Annotated in this window: 18 protein-coding genes and 1 pseudogene; 14 read left to right on the top strand and 5 right to left on the bottom strand. The window is 58.3% G+C overall.

All coding sequences use genetic code 11. The features are described from left to right. Positions 1-148 precede the first annotated feature (148 nt). Positions 149-1,144 (top strand): Gfo/Idh/MocA family protein, encoded by a 996-nt coding sequence (locus JK213_RS13415; protein ID WP_194263296.1) that lies wholly within the window; start codon positions 149-151, stop codon positions 1,142-1,144. 15 nt (positions 1,145-1,159) lie between these two features. Here JK213_RS13415 and JK213_RS13410 read toward each other — a convergent pair whose 3' ends face one another. Further along, on the bottom strand, positions 1,160-2,968 hold the full coding sequence (locus JK213_RS13410; protein ID WP_194263297.1) for an ABC-F family ATP-binding cassette domain-containing protein: 1,809 nt from the start codon (positions 2,966-2,968) through the stop codon (positions 1,160-1,162). Positions 2,969-3,028: 60 nt separating this feature from the next. Then, on the bottom strand, positions 3,029-3,769 hold the full coding sequence (locus JK213_RS13405; protein ID WP_194263298.1) for a response regulator: 741 nt from the start codon (positions 3,767-3,769) through the stop codon (positions 3,029-3,031). 226 nt (positions 3,770-3,995) lie between these two features. Between JK213_RS13405 and JK213_RS13400 the strand changes: the two genes are divergently transcribed. From JK213_RS13400 to recQ, 8 genes are all read left to right on the top strand, one after another. Further along, complete coding sequence (locus tag JK213_RS13400; RefSeq protein ID WP_265589649.1) at positions 3,996-4,499, top strand: sigma-70 family RNA polymerase sigma factor; 504 nt, start codon at positions 3,996-3,998, stop codon at positions 4,497-4,499. Between the two features lie 136 nt (positions 4,500-4,635). After that, complete coding sequence (locus JK213_RS13395; protein WP_194263300.1) at positions 4,636-5,211, top strand: sigma-70 family RNA polymerase sigma factor; 576 nt, start codon at positions 4,636-4,638, stop codon at positions 5,209-5,211. A gap of 199 nt (positions 5,212-5,410) precedes the next feature. Next, a complete protein-coding gene (locus JK213_RS13390; protein ID WP_194263301.1) occupies positions 5,411-5,584 on the top strand; it encodes a NepR family anti-sigma factor in 174 nt (57 codons plus the stop codon). Positions 5,585-5,670: 86 nt separating this feature from the next. Next, positions 5,671-7,455 (top strand): sensor histidine kinase, encoded by a 1,785-nt coding sequence (locus JK213_RS13385; protein WP_194263316.1) that lies wholly within the window; start codon positions 5,671-5,673, stop codon positions 7,453-7,455. A 112-nt stretch (positions 7,456-7,567) separates the two neighbouring features. Next, entirely contained in the window at positions 7,568-9,253 is a 1,686-nt protein-coding gene (gene cydD, locus JK213_RS13380; RefSeq protein WP_194263302.1) for a thiol reductant ABC exporter subunit CydD, read from the top strand. After that, positions 9,250-10,926 carry a thiol reductant ABC exporter subunit CydC gene (gene cydC / locus JK213_RS13375; RefSeq protein ID WP_194263303.1) on the top strand — a complete coding sequence of 559 codons (1,677 nt, stop codon included), beginning with the start codon at positions 9,250-9,252 and terminating at the stop codon, positions 10,924-10,926. The genes cydD and cydC overlap by 4 nt, the downstream gene beginning before the upstream one ends. A 55-nt stretch (positions 10,927-10,981) precedes the next feature. After that, on the top strand, positions 10,982-11,389 hold the full coding sequence (locus tag JK213_RS13370; protein ID WP_194263304.1) for an OmpA family protein: 408 nt from the start codon (positions 10,982-10,984) through the stop codon (positions 11,387-11,389). 13 nt (positions 11,390-11,402) lie between these two features. Next, complete coding sequence (recQ, locus tag JK213_RS13365) at positions 11,403-13,271, top strand: DNA helicase RecQ (RefSeq protein ID WP_194263305.1); 1,869 nt, start codon at positions 11,403-11,405, stop codon at positions 13,269-13,271. 4 nt (positions 13,272-13,275) lie between these two features. Here the strand turns inward: recQ and JK213_RS13360 are convergent, their stop codons facing one another. Then, complete coding sequence (locus tag JK213_RS13360) at positions 13,276-13,767, bottom strand: copper chaperone PCu(A)C (protein WP_228125642.1); 492 nt, start codon at positions 13,765-13,767, stop codon at positions 13,276-13,278. A gap of 121 nt (positions 13,768-13,888) precedes the next feature. On the opposite strand from JK213_RS13360, the gene nrdR reads away from it, so the two are divergent. From nrdR to thiL, 3 genes are read left to right on the top strand one after another with little or no spacing between them, the layout of a single operon-like run. Beyond that, positions 13,889-14,389 carry a transcriptional regulator NrdR gene (gene nrdR, locus JK213_RS13355; protein WP_194263307.1) on the top strand — a complete coding sequence of 167 codons (501 nt, stop codon included), beginning with the start codon at positions 13,889-13,891 and terminating at the stop codon, positions 14,387-14,389. After that, a complete protein-coding gene (gene nusB / locus JK213_RS13350; RefSeq protein ID WP_099286571.1) occupies positions 14,386-14,871 on the top strand; it encodes a transcription antitermination factor NusB in 486 nt (161 codons plus the stop codon). The genes nrdR and nusB overlap by 4 nt, the downstream gene beginning before the upstream one ends. A gap of 3 nt (positions 14,872-14,874) precedes the next feature. Beyond that, positions 14,875-15,852 (top strand): thiamine-phosphate kinase, encoded by a 978-nt coding sequence (gene thiL, locus JK213_RS13345; protein ID WP_194263308.1) that lies wholly within the window; start codon positions 14,875-14,877, stop codon positions 15,850-15,852. Between the two features lie 25 nt (positions 15,853-15,877). Here thiL and JK213_RS13340 read toward each other — a convergent pair whose 3' ends face one another. Next, on the bottom strand, positions 15,878-17,071 hold the full coding sequence (locus JK213_RS13340) for a hypothetical protein (RefSeq protein WP_194263309.1): 1,194 nt from the start codon (positions 17,069-17,071) through the stop codon (positions 15,878-15,880). 139 nt (positions 17,072-17,210) lie between these two features. Here JK213_RS13340 and JK213_RS13335 point away from each other — a divergent pair, with 139 nt between their 5' ends. Next, on the top strand, positions 17,211-18,014 hold the full coding sequence (locus JK213_RS13335) for an SDR family oxidoreductase (RefSeq protein WP_194263317.1): 804 nt from the start codon (positions 17,211-17,213) through the stop codon (positions 18,012-18,014). A gap of 111 nt (positions 18,015-18,125) precedes the next feature. Further along, positions 18,126-19,094, top strand: coding sequence for a glucokinase (glk, locus tag JK213_RS13330; RefSeq protein WP_194263310.1), 969 nt, complete (start codon positions 18,126-18,128; stop codon positions 19,092-19,094). Positions 19,095-19,176: 82 nt separating this feature from the next. Here glk and JK213_RS13325 read toward each other — a convergent pair. Beyond that, a pseudogene (locus JK213_RS13325) lies at positions 19,177-21,214 on the bottom strand (hypothetical protein); the annotation flags it as partial.

The raw sequence follows: 21,214 nt of genomic DNA, 5'->3' as shown, positions 1-21,214 counted from the left end.
GAGACGTCCTCGGCGGATTTGGACAGATCGTTTTTCAGATCATTTTCTGGCCGGGACCATGCCGTTTCCGCCATGCCGATGCAACCTTTTGCCTGTTTGAGCGCGCACGACCTTCCCGGAAAACAGCGCGCCTGATAAGCGTACCTGCATGAATACAGCGCAGCAGCTTCGTGTCGGTATCGTCGGGGCCGGTCATTTCGGACGGTTTCACGCCCTCAAATCCGCAGCAAACCCGGCCGAACAGCTTGTCGCCCTTTATGACCCTGACCCGGCCCGCGCAGCCGTTGTGGCTGCAGAAGTTCGTTGCGGAATTGCCACAAGCTACGAAAATCTTCTTGAACAGGTCGATGCCGTCATTATCGCGGCCCCGGCAGAATATCATTTTCCCCTGACCAGTCAGGCTCTCAGAGCCGGGCGACACGTTCTGGTCGAGAAACCCATCGCCGCGACGCTGGACGAGGCATATGCCCTCGCTGAACTGGCCGAACAGACCGGAAAAATCCTTCAGGTCGGACACCTGCTGCGCTACTCCGCCGAACATCACGCCATCACCGAACGGATCAAGGCGCCCCTCTACATTGAGGCAACCCGCATTGCTCCATACAAACCCCGCGGGACGGATGTTTCGGTCATTCTCGATCTGATGATCCATGACCTTGATCTCGTTCTGGCGATCGTGGACAGCCCCATCGCGGAAATCGACGCACTGGGCGCGGCTGTTTCGAGCGCGCATGAAGATATTGCCAACGCCCGCGTCAGATTTGAAAACGGATGCGTAGCTACCATCACCGCAAGCCGGATTTCCCTGAAAACAGAACGCCGTATGCGACTGTTCTCACAGGACGGATATCTTTCTGCCGACTTCATGGAGCGCAAGCTGAGCTTCATCGGCCGTGAACGGGGCCTTCCCCTTCCGGGCACAGGCGGGTTCCGCCGTGAGGCCATAAGCTGGAAAGACCATGACAATCTAGCAGCCGAACATGAGGCCTTCGCCGCCTCATGCCTTTACGGCGCGCCCGTTCTGGTCGATGCGCAGGCTGGAATTAGAGCTCTGGATGCTGCCATCCGTGTCACGGACAGCATTAAGCGATCCAGAGAGATCATGGAGCTTTCCGGCCTGATTCCATCCCCACCAAAAAGCTGAAGAATTTCTTTCAAATCACTGATTTTCAAGAAGTTCTTTTTTCATTTCCAGTTCAAGCCATTCTTCTTCCGACAGGGTGAGTTCTCTCTCAGAAATTTCCAGAAGCTGCGTGGTCTTCTCGAATTTTGCATAATCCCGGCTATAGAGTTCCGGGTCTGCGAGAATGTCGCGGTAGGCCTGAATCTTCTTCTCCAGATCAGCCATTTTCTTAGGCAGCAGGTCCAGAGCCCGCTTGTCGTTATAGCTAAGTTTTTTCGTCTTTTTATCTGTTTTTAAGGCAGATTTTGGTGCGATTTCTTCTGTGCCAGAAGAGGGAATTTCACGACCTGCCGGGGCCTCTCCACGCTGAATCAGCATGTCCGAGTAGCCGCCCGCATATTCGATCCACTCACCGCCACCATCTGACACCAGAACCGAACTCGCAACCCGATCCAGAAAATCACGATCATGACTTACCAGCAGAACCGTACCCGCATAATCGGCCAGCATATCCTGAAGAAGATCCAGCGTTTCCAGATCGAGATCGTTCGTCGGCTCATCAAGCACCATGAGGCTCGACGGCTTGGCCAGAGCACACGCCAGCGCCAGCCGACCGCGCTCTCCCCCTGAGAGTTTTCCAACCGGGGTGCGAGCCTGTTCAGGACGGAACAGGAAGTCTTTCATATACCCAATGACATGGCGCTTTTCGTCGCCGACCTGCACCATATCTCCACTGCCACCAGCAAGGGTCTCAGCAAGCGTTTTGCTAGGATCAAGGCTTTCCCGCTGCTGATCCAGCGTCACCATAGCAACAGAAGGCCCCATCTTGATGGTGCCTGATTGTGGTTCCATTTTTCCGGTTAAAAGGCGCAGAAGCGTTGTTTTACCCGCACCATTTGCTCCCACCAGACCCAGCCGATCACCACGCAGAATTCTCAGATCGAGATCCCTGACGATGGCCCGATCATCATAAGCCCAGTTGACGCCTTCTGCTGCAATCGTGATTTTGCCCGCGCTTTCAGCATCAGTCGCAGCCATCCGCAGCGTACCCTTGTTGCGGGAGGCAAGCTCACGGCGCTGCGCCCGAAGCGCTGCCAGTTCTCCGACACGGCGGACATTCCGTTTACGGCGCGCCGTGACGCCATAAATCATCCAGTCTTCTTCCCGCGCGATCTGGCGGTCCAGCTTGTGCGCATCGCGCTCCTGCTGTTCCAGAACCTCATCGCGCCAGGTTTCATAGCGGGCAAACCCCTGATCGAGCCGCCGCGTCACCCCATTTTCCAGCCAGACGACACTGCGAGACAAAGTCTCCAGCAAGCGGCGGTCATGGCTGATAACGATCATCGCACAACAGGAGGCAGACAGTTCCTTTTCCAGCCATGTGATGGACGGAAGGTCCAGATGGTTGGTCGGCTCGTCCAGCAGCAGCAGATCAGGCTCGGCCGCAAGAGCGCGGGCGAGGGCGCAGCGCCGCACTTCACCGCCCGAGAGACTTTGGCAACTTTCCTCGCCCGTCATCCCGAGTTCCGCCAGCATGGAGCGCGCACGGTAAGATTCGGTCTCATCAAGACCTTCAGATGCATAATCGAAAGTCGTGGCGTAGCGCGAAAGATCCGGCTCCTGCGCGAGATAATGGACCTTTGTGCCGGGCTGCACGAAACGCTTGCCGGAATCCGTCACGATATCGCCCGAAGCAATCTTCAGCAGCGTGGATTTTCCGGAGCCATTGCGGCCGACAAGACAGATACGCTCACCGGGCAGAACAGCAAGCTCTGCGCCATCAAGCAGCGGTCGTCCGCCAAGAGTAAAAGTAATATTCTGAAGGGAGAGGATGGGTGCCGACATGGCTTCTTATGTGTCGCAGCGGAGCACCCACCGCAAGCCACTCCGCTCCAAATTATGCCATCAGACGAGCGTAACGCCACCAGTGACAGCCTGATAGGTCGCCACCGCAAGCGTCATCGGCTCGAACGGCTTGGTGATAACAAAAGACGGCTCCTGCGTTTCGCCCGTCAGCAGACGCTCGGGATAGGCCGTAACGAAAATGACCGGCGCCTCATGGGTCCGCAGGATGCGCCCGACGGCCTGCATACCGTCTCCACCGCCACCAAGATTAATGTCCGCAAGAATGAGGCCGGGTTTCGTTTTCGCAGCCAATTCAACGGCATCCGCTTCGGTATGCGCCACGCCTGCAATTTTGTGACCACAGCGCTCGACCAGATCCTGAATATCCATGGCGATGATCGGCTCGTCCTCAATAATCAGAACGCTGGTCTGGGCAATTCCCTGAAGGCCCGCCCGGGCCTTGTTGAGTTCAGCCGCAGCCTCTTCTTCAGTTAGGCCAAGAGCCTGCGCGCTGGAGGCGAGAGACTGTTCCTCAAGCGATGTTAACAGAAGAAGAGCGCGCTGACGTAGCGGCATACCCACCGCAGCATCCCCTGCATGCTGCTCCGTGAACTTACTGACAAGTAGGCCGTAGAGCGCCTGTCGTGCGGACAGATTGCTATTGCGATGTGTCTCCATCAGCGTTTTCAGTGCCGCGGCGACAAGCTGATCGCCCGTCTTCTGATCACCGACAAGAGCGCGGGCAAAACGGCGGGCATAGGGAAGTGCCTTGACGAGTTCCTGACGCGCCAGATCAGTCATGAGTTCATGGCCTCCTGAAAAAGATATCTGCCGACCCACCCCTAAACGGAATGCATCCTGCTATGAAGGTCGAATAACCATGACACGATGCCCAATCTCCGTATAGTGTCTGTGGCTGCGCGGTCGTCTGCAATGTCGCGTGAAGGATATTCTTCTGAGCACATCAGCGTCCGAAGGGCACCAATCGGGCCCATCTTCCCAGAAAGTCAGCTTTCACAGCAGCCTTTTGCAGACCCTTCCGGATCTGCGAGGCTTTGCGCGCTTTCTGACACGGGACGCGACTGCGGCGGACGATCTGGTGCAGGATACGATCGTGCGTGCTCTGGCGTCACAGGATCAGTTCCAGCAGGGAACAGCTCTAAAAGCATGGCTGTTCACAATACAGCGAAACGCTTTTTATGAGCAGACCCGTCGACGCAGCCGCGAGCAAGAAATCATGCTCGATATCGAACTCGATATGCAGCCATCTACAGCTGTTCCGTCCCGCCAGAATGCCCGTGATGCCGTTCAGGATCTGGGAGAACTGCTCTGGAAACTCCCGGATCTGTTGCGTGAAGCCCTGATCCTCGTAGGAGGACAGGAACTCTCCTACGAGGATGCTGCACAGGTCTGCAACGTTCCTGCTGGCACCATGAGGGCGCGAGTTTCCCGTGCCAGAACCCAGCTTGCGGAGCTAGCGGCAGAAAATACTGACATCCCAGAACCTGATCCTGAAAAAAAAATCATCTGATTTATGGCTGAATTCCGGAGGATATGGACACGACACCCTCTGTTTTTAAAAATTATTCTCTTCCCGATGCAACATTCTCATTCGACCATTCATTGATCTCCTGAAAACAGACAGAACGAAATCAGGAGTCAGTTCCATGACGTTCCACGATCAGGTTATTGCCATTCTTCCGAAGCTGCGCGTTCAGGCCCTCTCACTGACCCGCAATCGCGCTGCTGCAGAAGACCTCGTACAGGACGCCGTGTGCAACGCTCTGGCAGCACAAAACAGCTTCATCCCAGGTACGAATTTTTCGGCATGGATGCATCGTATCCTGCGTAACCGTTTCATCTCAGACCTGCGCAAGCGTCGTGAAACAACCGATATCGATGATGTGCCCGCAGCATCTTTTGCCAGCCCGGCGACGCATGAAGACAATCTTGCCCTGAAGGATCTGTCGATGGCGCTTTCCCGCCTTCCATCCGATCAGCGCGAGGCATTGGTCATGGTCGTCATTCAAGGCATGAGTTACGAAGAGCTGGCCGAGGCTACGGATTGCGCCGTCGGGACTGCAAAAAGCCGCGTTTTCCGGGCACGTCGTCAACTGGAAGCCTGGATGAGCGGAGACCTTCCGACCAACGACAAACTTCGCGTCAAGGTCAAAGCCCTGCGCGATGCAATGGACGCCCGTCGGCGTGCTGGCCACGCATCTGAGGATCTCATGCTCTCCTGATGCGTTGCCTGTAAGAGAGCAGATCCCAGTCCATTGCGGATTGGAAGCGATTGCAGAAAACGCGACGTTTTCGTAAGACTGTTTCTGGCAGTTCATCCTGTAACGGCTTCCCAAAAGGAATCCGGAGTTCGCGCCATAATCAGTATCAGAGGTGCATAATCTGCACTTCTGACGTCACAGGAAGGTTCGGGACCAGCCAATGACCGCAGGAGACAAGCGGAAGTCTTCAGTCGATGATATAAAGGGGGAGGAACAGGACTCACCTTTCGGTATCTGGCTGAGCCGGGGTCTGCACCAGCTTTTCGACGATGTTGCAAATGAGCCAATTCCCGATGAGCTTCTCCGACTGATCGAGGAAGACCGAAACAAGTGACTGTTCTCCGGTCTGGTTCTCCAGACCTGAATCCGCGGCGCTGGCACCGCCTGCTTCGCGGACGCAAGGCGCTGCGCCATATCCGAATGCTCGATACTGTAGGCGCTCGGGTTATGGCGCTGATTGTTGCGACCACCCTTCCTCTCGCAATCATCGCGTCCATGCTTGCCTGGCACAGCTATCAGCAGAATGTCGGCAATAGCGCTTTGCGTACGGAACGCGATACGCAGCTTGCGATTTCAGAAATCACGACAGATCTGGACCAGACCCATACACTTCTGGATATGCTGGCCGATGGAGACATTTCATCCGGAAATGCTCTTCGGGAATTCGCGCTCGTCCAGATGGTCTCCCAGCATCACTACTGTCTGTTGATGCTGACGGATGCCGAGGGGCGACCCTCGGTCGTACTGCCGTCGCCTTCAACTCAGGACCCGGCGATCTGTCACTCACCGGAAAATGCGTCGCCTTCGATGATGTCTGCTTCCGCAAGACTGCCCGTCGCCGGAATTGATGTGCTCAAGGGCGCGCGAGGCCCACTTCTGAAATTTGTTGTTCCCATTCTCAGCAACAATTCCGTTTCGGGCTATATCGTAGCTATACGGACCTTGGGGTGGCAGCAGAACCATCTTCGAAAAGGGGACAGTCGGCTTCTTCTTGGTACGGAGACTAATTCCCGGCATTTTCTCGCAATGCCTGATGGTTCTCTCTACTCGCTTTTTCCGGATCGTCCCGTATCGGTCAACCTGCCCCCAAAAGCGATGGCCCGTCTTCAGCGGGATATTACCGCCCAGAGCCAACATGACGTTTTCACAAATCAGGGCATTACATATGCCTTTCAGAACGCTTACGGGCCGGTCAGCCTGATTGTCGCTACCGAGCGCACAGCGGAAGAAAGCCATGCCCTGAATATCTTTCTGATCCGGGTCAGCCTGATTGTTGGACTTCTGGTTCTTGAACTGCTGGGCGTGGCACTAGGCGCCAGTATCTTCCTGGTTGATCCCCTTGAAAAACTTGCGCTTGCCGTTGCGGACTGGAGGCGGGGCGCCCTGTTCGCGCCCAGAAACAACCATTCTATTCCACTTGAAATCCGGCATCTGGAAAAAGCCTTCCTGCGTGCTACACGCCGCCTGACCCAGCATGAAAAGGCTCTGGAACAGTCAGCCCGCAATCAGGACATGCTGATCCGCGAGATCCATCATCGCGTGAAGAACAACTTGCAGGTCGTGGCATCACTGCTCAATCTTCAGGCAAGTCGGATCCGCTCACACGAAGCCCGTGAGGAATTCCGCCTCGTACGGGACCGTGTAAGAGCACTCGCGACCCTGCATCGTTATCTCTACTCGGAAAACGGCCTTTCCGCTCTGGACGTCCAAAGCTTTCTTGAAGAACTCTGTAGCATTCTGCTGTCAGCCAACAGCATGAATGCTCAGACCCGTATCCGACTCCGGCTTGATATCGAACATGTCCTGATCTCACCCGATCAGGCCGTACCGATTGCGCTCATCGTGACGGAAGTTCTCAGCAATGCCCTGCGATATGCGTTTCCAGGCGAGCGGGCAGGACATATCGTCATTGCCCTTCACAAAGTTGTACCGCCAGATCCGGACAAAGAAGGACTGGTAGAACTGAAGCTGGGTGATGACGGCATTGGCATTGATGCCGGTCAGGCCAGCGAGTCCCGGACGCGTAGGGAAGGGATCGGTATGCAGCTCATTCGTGGATTTGCCCGACAAATCAATGCGGACATGACGGTCAGCAATGAAAACGGAACCTGGTACACTCTGCGTTTCATTCCAGAACGCCCGTCCCTTACGGCACTCGCCATGGCGCGCGAGGCCATTAATCACGACGAAGACTCGGTGCGGTAATCACGTAGCAGCCGCAGGTTTTCCCTTTAAAACCACAAAAAACTCTAAATAAGCTGCAAGAATTGCTCGAGGCACTGTCTTGTCGCGCTTTTGCGACCTATATGCAGGGGTCATGAAGGCCGACAAGACAATCGCAAAAGCGTGGGTAAAGGCACAGGGACGCGCCAGCCGCTCCCGAACCTCTGTCGTAGTATGTTTAGGATTGCTCTCAACCCTGCTGGGACTCCTGCAGGCCTGGGCGCTGGCACGAACGCTCGCCTCAGTGCTGACACACGACACGGACAGTATCGGTCCGGCGATTGTCGCCTTCCTTCTGGCCTGCCTCCTCAGGGTCATTCTCTCGACCGTGCAGGAAATGACCGCCATATCCGCCGGAATTCAGGGTCGCCGCCGTCTGCGAAAAGAAGTGCTGGATCGTATCCTCAATGAAGGACCAGCTCTTCTGCGTCGCCACCACAGCGCAGCCATCGCCGCAACGCTGGTTGACCGGATCGAAGCGCTCGACGGCTATTTTGCGCGCTGGCTGCCTGCCGCGTCGCTCTGGCTGGTCTCTCAATGGCTGGTCGTGATCGCAGTTTACCTCGAGAACCATCAGGCTGGCCTGATTCTCGCTGCCTGTTGTGCCGTCCTCCCCATCTTTCAAGCCGTCTTCGGAATCGCCACGGCTGTAGCGTCCCGCAAACAGTTTCTGGCCATGGCACGCCTTCAGACGCGTTTTCTGGACCGTGTGAAAGGGATTGCGACCATCGTTCTCTCAGGCGGAACCGAACGAGAGACACAGGCTCTGGCGAAAAGTGCCGACGATCTGCGCCAACGGACCATGAAAGTCCTGAGGATCGCCTTTCTTGCTTCCGCAACCACGGATGTGGCGATGGTCGTGGCACTCGTGCTGATCGTCGTAACGCAGGCCCACACCCTCATGGGGCATCCGTCCAACGCCGTCCTGACCCGCGCGCTCTACGCCGTTCTTCTGGTTCCTGAAGCGTTTGCCTCGTTCCGGGCACTTTCAGCAGCTTATCAGGATCGTGCGCACGCTACCGCCGCCGCAGAAGCCATGCATGAACTGGCCCCGCTAACCGAACGGATAGTCACCACTCCCGATATCCTCCATGCCGACAGCGGCATCTCCGTCACGGCAGAGAACGTCTCTTTTGCATGGGACGAGCAGCGCGGCACGGTCATTCACGATATAAGCTTCGTTCTGGAGGCAGGCGAGACACTGATTCTGGAAGGTGCCTCCGGAGCAGGGAAATCCACACTTCTGGAACTGCTGCTCGGCTTCGTCTCTCCCTCACAGGGGCGCATCCTGTTTGACGGACAGGACATGCAGGATTTTTCTCCGCGACAGATTTCCTCCCTGATCAGCTGGATCGGTCAGAAGCCGGTTCTGTTTGCCGGGACCATCCGTGAGAACATCCTGTTCGCCAAGCCCGATGCGACGGCCGACGAACTGGACCATGCCATTTCCGCGGCTGCCGTCGATCAGTACCTCTCATCCCTGCCGGACGGCCTGGAAACGCGGATCGGGGAGGGTGGCTTCGGTCTTTCAGGCGGTCAGGCGCAGCGCATTGCCATTGCCCGCGCCTATCTCAAAAACTCGCCGCTTCTGCTGCTGGATGAGCCAACCTCCCATCTTGACCCGAAAACCGAGGCAAGCATTCTCGCGAGCCTGAAAGACCTGGCAAAAGGCCGGACTGTCATTCTTTGCAGCCATTCCGCACAGGCCCGACAGTTTCAGGGACGCCATCTTGTCCTTGATGGTGGCCGCGCCATCGCCTTTACGGGAGAAGCCGCATGAGTGCCTCGCTGCCCACGAACCCGGAAACACGCAGCGAAACTGCGCTTTCCCGGATTCTTCAGGTCTGGCGTCCGCAATATACGCGGCTCATTACAGGCATCATCATTGCTGAACTGGCTGTGTGTGCGGGACTGGCCCTGATGGGGCAGGCAGGCGGCCGTCTGGCGGGGGCTGCAATCGGCGTTGGAGCCGCCTATCTTCTTCTGCGCCTGTCCGGTGCCGCCCAGATTGTCCTGCGCTATGTGGAGCGTCTGTATACTCATGACGCCATGTTCCGCGCTCTGGCGGACCTGCGGGTCTGGTTCTATCGCAAACTCGCTGGCGGCGCTGCCGCAGGTCTGGGTTTCCAGCGTTCGGGGGATCTGCTCTCCCGTCTGGTGTCCGACGTCCAGACGCTCGACAACCTCTATCTGCGCATTTTTGTCCCGCTGGTTTCAGCGCTGCTGACGTTTCCGATCGCAACGATCGTCTGGATGAAAGCAGGAACACAGGCCGGGCTGCTAACCGGCGCACTCTTTGCCGTTCTCGCTTTCGTTCTTCCATTGATGGGCGCGCACCTGTCCAAACGTTTCGGGCCGGACATCCTGCATGCGGAATCCGAACTTCGGGTTGCTGCACTCGATCTGACCTCGGGCCTCCGCGAGGCCCGTGCGTTCGGTGCGGAAGACGTCCTCGCCGCGGTCGTTACGGAGCGGCAGGAAACCCTCTTCAAGGCCCAGCGCCGCCAGCAGACCCGTATGGCGCTCATGCAGGGTTTTGCAGGCCTGATCGCTAAAGGGGGCATCGCCATCATCCTGTGCGCGGTTGCTGGACTCCTGTTCCCCCAGGCACCCGCAGTCGCTGGCCTTACAGCGCTTTTCGTTGCCATCACGGCCCTCGAAGGCGTGACAGGTCTGGCACGGGCCGGTCTGCTGGGCGGACAGGTCAACCACGCCGCCCAGCGGATCGTTGAGATTGCCGATAAGGCTCCTCCGGCTCCAGAGGGCAACGCACCGCTCCCGACCGGACGGGATCTGCGTCTCGAAAAAGTGACGTTCAGCTGGACGCCGGATCGGGCGCCGATTTTCCACAATCTGAGCCTGACCCTGCGTCAGGGAGAGCGCGCGGCGCTGATCGGGCCTTCCGGAGCTGGAAAATCCAGTCTGGCCGCGCTGATCCTCAAGGCCGCATCTCCTGTTCAGGGCCAGATCCTGCTGGGCGGGACTGACATCAACACCCTGCGCGACAGCGATCTCCGCTCCCAGATCGCATGGCTGTCACAGGCCAGCCACCTGTTTGATGATACGGTCCGCGGCAACCTGCTTCTTGGCCGAGAAAATATTTCCGAAGAAGCTCTCTGGACGGCTCTAGAACAGGCCCGGATCGCGGATGTCGTTCGCAGCCTGCCTGACGGACTTGAGACATGGATCGGCGAAGGCGGCTCGAAACTTTCGGGCGGGCAGGGGCGCCGTATTGCTCTGGCGCGCGTCCTGTTGTCCGATGCGCCCATTCTCGTTCTTGACGAGCCGGCAACAGGGCTGGACGCCGATACCGAGCGCTCATTTCTCGAAACGCTCAATAACGCGACCGCAGGGCGAAGCTTTCTGCTGATCGCGCATCGTCTGACAGGCGTGGAAAAACTTGACCGCATCTGGCGTCTGGAAGACGGACAGGTTATTTCCAGTGCATGCTGAACGGCTGTGCGCCGCCCCAGCTTCACGCCTTTCCACCCTGACAGGACGCTACGCCATGGCACGTTTCCTCTCCCTCATCCGCATTGCGGCCCCGGTTTTCGTTCTGTCAGCTGCGCTGGCAGGATGCGCCGAACAGCCCACGCGCGACAGCTACGTCGTTTTCTTCGACCGTGAATCCGTCACACTCAGCCCTGTCGCACAGGCTGTCGTCACCAAAGCCGCCACAGCCGCCCGCGCTGAACATGCCACGGTCGTCCGCGTTTCCGGCTCGGCCGGGGTCAATGGTGACGCCGCAGTCCTGAAGGAGCTGGCCACGAGCCGCGCGCAGGTTGTTGCCACACAGCTCAGCAATGACGGCATCAATGGCGCCAAAATCGAAATGACGCCCTACACGCCAAGCCAGCTTGAAGATTCGCACGTCGCCCTGCGCCGCGTTTCCATCACCATCGTTCCGGGTCTCTGATCCGGAAGCAGAAATGACGCAATCGCAGACCACGCCTTCCGATCAGACGGGTGCCGGTACAGCGCTGTCTCCTGAGGGCGTTCTGGCTGAAATCTTCGGATTTTCGGGATTTCGTGGCCTCCAGCAGGAGGCCGTTGAAACGGTTATGCGAGGCGAAGACGTTCTCGTCCTCATGCCGACCGGCGGTGGCAAGAGCCTGTGCTATCAGGTTCCTGCGCTCTGCCGTGAAGGCATGGGTCTCGTCATTTCACCCCTGATCGCCCTGATGGACGATCAGGTGGCCGGTCTGCGACAGCTTGGAGTTCGGGCAGCCGCCCTCCATTCCGGGCTTGAACCGGATGAGCGCGAACAACTCCAGAGCGATCTGCGCAACAACCGGATCGACATTCTTTATATTTCCCCCGAACGCCTGCTTCAGCCGTCCACAGCGAATTTCCTGTCTAAGCGCCGGATTTCCCTGATAGCCATTGACGAAGCACACTGTATCTCGGCCTGGGGGCATGAATTCCGTCCGGAATACCGCGCACTTGCCAGCCTGCCTGAGATGTTCCCCGGCGTTCCGCGCATTGCCCTGACGGCCACAGCCGATCCGAGAACACGCGACGATATCCTGAACGCCCTGGGCATGCCCGACGCACAGGTTCTGATGGCAAGCTTCCATCGCAGCAACCTGATCGTGGAAGCCCGCGCCAAAGCCAGCGAGAGCCGTCAGCTTCTCGAAACGCTTCAAAGCCATCGCGAAGGCGCCTCCATCGTTTATTGCGGCAGCCGCAACAAGACCGAGCGCGTCGCCACAATGCTGCGTGACAAAGGACTGACGGCTCTGCCGTTTCATGCAGGCCTGTCTGCCATCGAAAAACGCGCCACCCTGATGCGCTTCCGCTCCGGCGAAGAAATGGTGATCGTCGCGACCATCGCCTTTGGCATGGGCATCGACCGGCCCGACGTGCGCTGCGTCGTTCATCTGGACATGCCCTCATCGCCGGAAGCATATTACCAGCAGATTGGACGGGCAGGGCGCGACGGCGAGCCTTCCGACACTCTCCTGCTTTATGGCGGAGAGGACATGGCCCGGGCGCGATACTGGCTCGAACAATCCGCCGCCCCCGACCACGAAAAACGCGTGATGCAGGCCCGGCTGGAAAGCATGATCGCGCTCACCGAAACCACAGGCTGCCGCACCCAGGCGCTGCTTGCGTGTTTCGGTGAAAACCTTCCCCAGCCCTGCGGGCATTGTGACAACTGCATCAACCCGGTCTCGACCTTCGACGGCACACAGGCCGCCCAGAAGGTCCTCTCCGCCATTTACCGCACTGGCCAGCGTCTTGGCGCGGTTCAACTCTCCAACATTCTGCGCGGCAAGACGAACGAGACGATCGAGCGCAATGCCTACCAACATCTTTCCGTATTCGGCATCGGCAAAGAGCATAGTGAGCAGTGGTGGCGCGCCGTCATCCGTCAACTGATCGCACGCGGCGCCATCCGGATGCATGGCGAGTATGGCAGTCTGGCGCTCCAGAGCGAGATTGCCCGCCCGATCCTGCGCGGTGAGGAACGTGTCGCGCTCAGGCTTGAAGCCAAAGCCGCGTTGACGGCAAGCGCAGGGTCTGACGGCAATACGGAAAACGACCGCCTCTCAGCGGATGAAAAACCGTATTTCGATGCCCTGCGACAGTGGCGCCTGTCCGAAGCACGGGAGCAGGAAATCCCGCCTTATGTCATTTTCCACGATTCCGTCCTGCGGGATATCGCCCGCGAACAACCGGACAGCCGGGACGGGCTGGGCTGCATCAAAGGTGTCGGCGCCTCGAAACTGGATCGCTACGGATCCGCCGTCCTGACTGTCCTGCGGGAAATCCGCGAGCCTGCCTCAGCCCACTGAAGCTTCAGTCATGGGTCAGTTCGTCAGGCCCCGTCACCGTGAAGCTGACCGTGATGCTGCCGCCGTTGAGAATATCGAACGTGAAAGGCACTTTGCTTCCCACAGCAGGCATCTGCCGGATACCCATGCACATCATGTGATAGCCCGAGCGCGGGAAGATCATCGTGGAGTCGTGAGGCAGAGCCAGATGGGTGAAGAGGTCATTCGCCCCTTCGGTCTGCTGCTGATTCGTGTGATGTGCAACCACGTTCTGACAAAGCGGAGATGAAATCCCCTTCAGGAGGTGATCCACGCTATCGTCGTTGCGAATCGTAAAGTAACCCGCCCCGCGGTCTGGAAAATATGCCGAAGGGCGGAACGTCCCGTCCAGAACGACAACGCGCTCCGCATCATGAGCGGCATCCGGCGGTGGCGCAGTTCCTGAAAGGGACTGCTGGGCAAAAGCCTGCGACGCAGAGAAAATAAAGAGGGCGGTCAGGACAGATACCCGTTTCAACGACAGTCTCCCGTGAATGTAGGCAGTCTCGTGCAAGGCCCCGTTTGGGCCAGAACGCATCATCCGGTAAAGTGCGCCCACTTACCCGGCCCCGACAAGGCCCGAACTCTCAGGATCGCGAATGCGTTGCCCTTTTTGCGGACATGACGATACCCAGGTCAAGGACAGCCGCTCCACGGAAGACGGCGTCGCCATCCGTCGCCGGCGCGTCTGTTCGGCATGCACGCAGCGTTTTACGACCGTCGAGCGCGTTCAGCTCCGCGAACTTTCCGTCAACAAGGCGGACGGAAGGCGCGTTCCTTTTGATCGGGATAAGCTGGCACGCTCCATCCGCGTCGCCCTGCGCAAACGCCCGGTTCCCGAAGAACGTCAGGAGCAGCTGGTCAACGGACTGGTCCGACAGCTCGAAGCCTCGGGGGAACATGAAATTTCTTCCCATCGCATCGGCCAGCTTGCGATGGACGCATTGCGCGAAGTGGACGGTGTGGCCTATGTCCGCTTCACCAGCGTTTACCGCGACTTCCGCGAGGTAGAGGCATTCTCGAAAATCCTCGCCGACATGAAACCTATTCCCGGGGGAGCAGACATGCCGCACCCCGACGACTCCCAGGAGACACCATGACCGTTACCGACGCCCCCGCCACCAACCCGACGCGCCGCAGCCGGACCATTGCCCGCGTCGCTGCCGTTCAGGCGCTGTTCCAGTGCGAACAGTCCGGCGACACGGCGGAAACCGTCATCAGCCAGTTCATCCGCCATCGCCGCGTCAGTTCCACCGCCCTGTTCGAAGATGGCCATATCCCAGATGCCGACCTGAAGCTGTTTCAGGAAATCGTCCTTGGCGTCACCCGTCGACAGGATGATATCGACACAAAACTGAGCGCCGTTCTGCCCGAACAGTGGCCGCTGCCGCGTCTGGACCCCGTTCTGCGCGCATTGCTGCGTGGCGCCGTTTTTGAACTGATCGGCACGGACACACCGGACCGGATCATCATCAACGAATATCTGGACGTCGCTCACGGCTTCTTCTCCGGCGACGAACCCAAGATGGTCAATGGCATCCTCGATACTCTCAGCCGCAGCGGTAATGACGGCAACGCCTGATCCATGACGGGCAGATCGGATTCCGAAGACGCCGGATCAAGCGAGTTCAGCTTCATTGCCCGTCATTTCCGGCCACTCGCCGGACCGGAAGCGCTCGACCTGCGGGATGACTGCGCACTGATGCGCTGTCCCGTAGGCGAGGAGTTCGCCATCTCGACCGACACCATGGTCGAGAACGTCCATTTTCTTCCGGATGACCCACCAGAAACTCTCGGTCGCAAGCTGTTGCGGTGCAACCTCTCCGATCTGGCGGCCATGGGCGCACGGCCTCATGCCTATACGCTGAACGTAACCGTCCCACGCGAAGGGCGACACGACGAAAGCTGGTTTGCTGCGTTCTCGCATGGCCTCGCAGAAGACCAACGACACTATGGCGTGCATCTGATCGGCGGCGATACGACTTCCATCTCCGGGCCACTGGTTCTGTCCGCAACTGTATTCGGACTTCTCAAACAGAACACGGCGCTTCGCCGCAACAGCGCCAAAGCAGGCGACGATATCTGGGCGACCGGCACGATCGGAGACGCCGCTCTAGGCTTGCTCGTGCTTCAGGGCAGGCTCAAGGATCCGTCGGGCTTTCTGGCCACACGATACCGCCTGCCTCAGCCGAGAACAGGCTTAAATCTTCACGGCATTGTCAACGCAGCCATGGATATCTCAGACGGGCTCATTCAGGATTGCGGTCACATCGCAACGGAATCAGGCGTCCAGCTCGTTATCGAATCGGAAGCCGTTCCTGCTTCGGACGCTGCCGCATCGCTCGGGCAGGACTGGCTCATGCAACGCCTGTGTGGTGGCGACGATTACGAACTGCTCCTCACATGCCCGCCCGAACGATCACGTGCACTTCAGTCTGTATGCAAAGGTGCTCGAATCCCGGTCCATCGTATTGGTCGAGTGCAAACGGGACGAGGCGTCAGGTTTCTGGACGCAACAGGGCAAGATCTTGTTCTCGAACAGGGTGGCTGGCAGCATTTCTGACGCCACCCTGCAACGAACCTAGCCTTCAGGCCGGATCGTCGATCGGCCGTTCATAAAGCCGATAGCGCTTGTAAGGCTCGGGCACGATGCTTTCTGCCAGATTGCGCATGTTGGAATCAGAAGCCTGAATCCAGCCCAGCTCTACCCAGGAATAGGGCAGGGACTTCCGGCGGCGCATCAGTTCGGCAATCGCCAGAGACGGCAGCAGCGCGCCCAGAACGGTGCCACGCAGACGCTGCGTCACGCCCAGCAGAATGACTCGTGCCGAATGAAAACGATGCGTCGTCAGCCGGGCCGCAAGCTTCACCCAACCCAGAGGCGAAGGCGAACCACCCAGATCACCAGCAATATCGTAAAGATTGGGAACCACCAGCGCCATGGCGACGGGTTCACCATCCTGATCGATCTGGACATAATGTTCAGGACGAAGCACCGGACCAAGCTGCTTGATCATGGCCTTCATTTCGTAATCCTGAAGGGGTACGAAATTGAACTTGTCGCTCCAGGCATCATTGTAAAGCTGACGCAGGATTTCGCCCTGCTCGGCAATCTGCTTCTTCGACAGACGCCTGATGGCAATAGAGCCGAGTCGGCCTTCGCCAATTTTCAGATCGCCCGGAACCTTGAAACGCGATTCCGTCTGATCATCGAGATCGAGCTTATAGCTCAAAAGGTCTTCAACGGGCGTATAGCCCGCGTCTTCAACCAGTTTCCCCATCAGGCGCGGATGCCAGGGCATGGCGACCATCAGGGGTTGGTCCTGCCCTTCGATCATCAGGCCGGATTCGCCATTGCCGCTCAGCGTCACCGGCCCGCGCATTGTCTGCATGCCCTGAAGACGCAGCCAGTTCCGGGCCGTCTCCAGCAGTGCGCTGACGACACTGCCTTCAGGAACGGCATCCAGTGCCCCGAAACAGCCGATTTTCATGCCCCAGTGCTCAATGGCACGATGGTCCACGATTGCCGCAATGCGCCCCACAGCCGTGTTTCCACGCCATGCCAGAAAATAGCGGATGCTCGCATGGCGGAAAATCGGCGCTTTTTTCGGGTTCAGCAGATCATCCTGTTCCATGTCGAAAGCAGGGACAAAGCCTGCCATTCCGGCATAGATACGGCGCGGAAGCGTCGTGAACAGTTTGAGATCAGCCCGCGTCGTCACTGGCCGAACCACAAGATCATCATGCGGCGCAGGGATGTCAGTCCTGTCGGGCAGTGTCATAATGGCAGGTGTACCTCTGATCGAAAAAAACATCCCGTCCAACGGGCTGATGTGCCAGTACGGCACGGGGTCGCATCTTGTTGCATGGGAGGGCTATACCCTTCCAGCCCCGATCCGACCACGAATAAAGCGGTTTTCCATGCCAGAGACTTCTGTTTCCTCTTCCAGCGCCCCGTTTCACGTCCTCATCACCGGAGGATCGAGCGGGATCGGCGCCGCTCTGGCGCTCCACTACGCCCGTCCGGGAACGCATCTGACGCTCTGGGGCCGCAATCCCGAACGACTTGCAGACATTGCCGCACAGGTCGTCCGTAAAGGCGCCTCGGCAGACATTCTGTCCCTCGATCTGTGCCGCACGGACGACGCTCTGGATGCTCTGCGAAAAACAGACGACGCGCGAAAAATCGATATTCTGATTCTGGGAGCCGGGCTGGGCGATATCCGTCCCGAAGGCGCTCTGACGGAAACAGCCGAACAGGTCCGAGACATCTCCCTCGTCAACTTCACAACCCCTGCGACCCTTGCCACCGAAATGGCCTCACGCATGGCTGTCCGAAAAGAAGGCCGGATCGCACTGGTAGGCTCCGTCGCGGCGTTCCACGATCTTCCTGTCGCCACGGCCTATAGTGGCTCAAAAGCCGGTCTGGCACGCTTCAGCACGGCCCTGCACGCCGCCATGACCCCGCATCATGTCTCTGTCACCCTGATTTCTCCCGGTTATGTCGACACGCCGATGAGTCAGCGGCTCGAAGGAGCGCGACCCTTCCTCGTCTCCTCAAAACGCGCTGCCCGCATGATCGCACGCGCCATCGGGCAGGGAAGGGCGCACCTGCTTTTCCCCTGGCCTTTCGCCATAGCCCGGTTTCTTGAAATGATCGTGCCGCGCGCCATTGTTCACCGACTGCTGCGCACCGCAGAAGTCCGACAGCGCCCCGCTCGCTGAATTACGACTTCCATCACATCCGGAACTTGACGCGGAGGAACCGGTAGGCAACTGCTGCACATGGAAAAAGCGCAGGCCGTCGGCCAGCATCGCCAGAGGACTTGAGGTGCCATGAGGGAAATCGTCGCCGTCGATATCGGTGGAACGCACGCACGTTTTGCAATCGCGACCATCGAGGATGGCAAGGTCATCACGCTGGGTGAGGCCACGACACTGAAATGTGCGGAACATGGCAGTCTGGCGCTGGCCTGGGAAACATTCGGCCGCTCCCTCAATCGTGACCTGCCGCGCGAAGCCGGTATTGCGGTCGCCTGTCCGGTCAGCGGAGAAATCCTCAAACTGACCAACAATCCGTGGATCATCCAACCCAGCCAGCTCGCCGCGCGCCTGCATCTCGATAATTTCGTGCTGGTCAATGACTTTGGGGCTGTGGCCCATGCCGTGGCACAGGTCGATTCATCCTATATGAAACATCTGTGTGGACCGGATATCGACCTTCCAACCGAAGGTGCCATCACTATTGTAGGGCCGGGAACCGGACTGGGTGCTGCGTGCCTCCTCCGTCGCAACGACCGGTATTTCGTGATGGAAACCGAGGGTGGTCATCTGGATTATCCTCCCCTCGACGAACTGGAAGACAAAATTCTCAAAGCCCTGCGTCTGCGCTTTCGCCGCGTTTCCGCAGAGCGGATTGTCTCAGGTCCGGGCCTGACCAATCTGTATGAAGTCATTGCGGAAATACAGGGCTGGCCCATTACCCTGCGTGACAATCGCACCCTGTGGCAGAACGCCCTCGACGGCTCGGACACCCTGGCCGTTGCCGCACTGGAACGCTTCTGCCTGAGCCTGGGCGCAGTCTCCGGCGATCTGGCGCTCGCGCACGGAGCACGAGGCGTCGTCATCGGCGGCGGATTGGGTCTCCGCCTCGCAGACAGCCTCGGTCATTCCGGATTTGCCGAACGCTTCGTCGCAAAAGGGCGTTTCGAGACAATGATGACCGAAATGCCGGTCAAAATAATCACCCACCCACAACCGGGACTGTTCGGCGCCGCCGCCGCATATGCGGAAGCTCACCCATAAAAAACCAACATCCCGGATTTCTGGAGAAAATCTCTGAAAATACGGGCCTGGAAGAGCATCTTAGCCAGAGATCAGGGGGCGCTTATTGCAAAGCGGCCCCAAGCTGGATCGGATACCATTTCCCGTTTTCGTAAATGACAGGCACATGGTCATCGCTGTCGTTGATAATCATTCCTTCCTCTGAACCTGTAAGGCCCAGAATTGTTGCTTTAGGGAACCCGATCAACTCCACCGGGACAGTGAATTTCGCACTGTCGAGTGTCAGGTCGAGCGCGGCCTGATAGACGTTTTTGCTGGCAAAGGCGAAGGTGAAATGACCGCCGGCATAGTCCACCCACACTTCGGAGTTGCCTTGCGTGGCATCGATCCTGGGCGTGCCGTCCGGATTGAAGCCGTTGATCCCGGCGTTCCAGGTTCTGAAGTGATACCCGTCGCCCATTTCTTCAAAATTGCGATTTGCCCACATCAGCCCCCGGTTGCCTGAGCTATCATCGATGCCGTTGACCTTCATCGGAGCCGCCGTTGAAGACGCCTTATAGACATTGTCGATGAACTGGAGCCCCTGGTCGGGATCGATCCGCAAACCGTCGACGACATCCCCATAGCCATAGCGACCTGACGATGCCGGGGCCGTCGCATGACCCTGTGTTGCGGCCAGGGTCGGCGTGCTGGTCTGTCCGTTGGCGAACGCTGTGATACGAGGGCAAATCCCTTTCTGCGCCGACATAACTCCAGCAGCACGCGCCGTCAGATTCGTCGCGTCAACCATTCCCGCAGACAGCAGATCCAGCGTCACGCGCGAAATGCTTTCAGGGTCTGCCTCGTTTCCGACGGAGTTTGTTACGGCCGAATTGGAATACTGGCCGACCATCCAGTAGTTCGGAAGCGCGTCCATACCGCCAATGGAATGGGCTGCCAGATAATGCGCCAGCGCCATGGTGTTTTGACGCATGATCGTATCGTAACCGTATTGCGGAGAACTGCCATTCTGCTGGAACGGGGAAGAAAACCAGTACACCGTGATGTTGTTCTGCTTGGCCCAGATGACCTGACCTGCCGAAAAACGCAGATACGCGTCGGGGAGATATGGCGCACGGAATGCCCCGACATTCTGACCTCCGTTAATGTCCCCCATGAGCATGGACGGCGGGTCATCTATGGAGAGCGCCCCTACGGATTTATAGAACGCCCGGTCATTGGCGTAATAAGGATCCTGAGCGAACTCAACCAGCGGATCATAGGATGAAGCGTGACGGCCGGGGTTGTAACCGACCATCATGAACGGGACCACCTGTTTGATGGAGGGCAGCGACTTCTGAACATCTGCGACGGCCGTTTCAGCCAGAGCCGTGTAGGTCGTCGAGTGGTTATCCGTTGCCGTCGCAGCCTCTATGGTCGCATTGAAACCGATATCCATGAACGCAATCTGCGGCCTGTAACCAAGCGCCCAGAGCGTCTTCGCCTGTTTTCCGCCGGGGAGTGTGACAGTGTCAGAGTTGGGCTTGTAAAAAATGGCGTCACTGATCAACTGGCCTTCTGGTGTCGGCGTGTAATCCGTGGTGGGCACATTCGGCGTGATGTAGGGACTCATCCCGATCTCAATGGCTTCAGGCCCTGCGGCTGCCGACTGGGCAATAAACGCCTGGACATCTGCTTCAGGTGTCGTGGAGGCAATATCCCCAGCGCCATCTTTCCAGCCAAGCGACAGCATGGTCGCGGCCCCTGAATTGAGCCAGTAGGCCACACTGCGTGTATCGGCGAGTTTGGGAAAATTCGAGGTTTTGAGAAGGCCCTGAATATTGGTCGTGGTGGTCATCAGCCCAGCCACAGGTGACGGGCTGCAAAGCCTGGTCCCCAACACATAATTCGTGTCGATATCGGACATCTGCAGTGGTCCGGTCGTCAGGACGCGCTGATTGATAACCGGGTTTTGCAGTCGGCCATTCTGGGTGTCTGCCTTCTTCCCCAGCCAGAACGCAACCGAGTTATCGTTTTCTGTGGAAGGTGCGATATCCCTGATATTTCCTGTCTGGGTGTAGGATTTACATAACGGCATGCTCTGGGCAAAGGTTGAGCAAGGGGCCAGCATCGCCCCGGCCAGAAGCAGCGGAAACAGTCGT

It is taken from the genome of Gluconobacter sp. Dm-44, assembly GCF_018256175.1.
GTDB lineage: Bacteria > Pseudomonadota > Alphaproteobacteria > Acetobacterales > Acetobacteraceae > Gluconobacter > Gluconobacter cadivus.
Note: the sequence above shows the minus strand (reverse complement) of the source record. Positions and strands in the feature narration are given on the sequence as shown.